General features: G+C 33.7%; 1 protein-coding gene. It reads right to left on the bottom strand.

The features are described from left to right. Positions 1 to 89: 89 nt before the first annotated feature. A partial coding sequence (locus V7014_RS00215) for a YkvI family membrane protein (RefSeq protein WP_335502600.1) occupies positions 90 to 986 on the bottom strand: 897 nt, incomplete at its 5' end.

The following is a 986-nucleotide window of genomic DNA, read 5'->3' as shown; positions in this document are numbered from 1 at the left end:
CTGGGGGCTGGAGCTAGAAACCCCGCAAAATTATCTACTTTCTTCTCTGTTAAAAACCCACCTATTCTTCTTTTGAATAGGTGGGTTTTTTATTCCTTACTACGAAATAGTAACAATAAAAATAATAAGCTAACATATCCGAATAATGGATATAAAACAGATAATAAAGTACGATATTGAATCAGACTGACAGAATAGGCTGCTATTATAATGGCAAGAAAGATGAGCATGCTTTTTATATTGAAATATTTCTGTAGCTGTTTCTCTAAACCAAATACATTACCTACTAGAGAAGTAAATATTTCTCCATAAATCACAAAGATAAACACCCAATAAAAAGGAGTGGCAACACTCTTCATTAACTCTGCACTGGGGATATCGTACTCTAATATATTGGGAAGAGTTATTAATGATAAATGACTCGTTAATAGAATCAGTGTTAAGCAAATTCCACCTAACACTCCTCCACTTTTTATAATAGACGGCTCCTTTATTTCATTTGCCACTGGAACAATCACAGCTTGTGCTAATGCTAAATTAAAGGAACTATACAAAAATGGAGATATAATACTCCCCCAGTAGTTAACTTCGCTAGGTATATAAAAAAAAGCTTGTAAATAGTCTGGCGTTCCAATCACTTGAACAAAAAGCAATACACTAAATAAAATCATAGCTGGAACGACTAACATATTCACCATAAATAAACCTTTAATTCCGTTATGTAATACGGCTAATGCGACTATAGCTGTAACCGCTACACCTAACATTTTCGGTACCCCGACCTGCTCTTCAAATACTGCTCCAGCTCCCGATAACATAACAGCTGTAACTCCAAATAGCATCACAAAAAAAAGAAAATTAATAAAAGGGCTCCATCTTTTTCCGAATAAATGTTGATTTACTTCCTCATATGTTTTAGCATCTATAGAAACCGACAGTAGCATGATTTTTGTACCTAATATAATGAATAAATATCCTGCTATTAA

This window comes from Bacillus sp. JJ722, from assembly GCF_036963345.1.
Taxonomy (GTDB): Bacteria; Bacillota; Bacilli; order Bacillales; family DSM-1321; genus Bacillus_AD.
The sequence above is the reverse complement of the archived record's forward strand: the minus strand, read 5'-3'. Positions and strand labels throughout refer to the sequence as shown.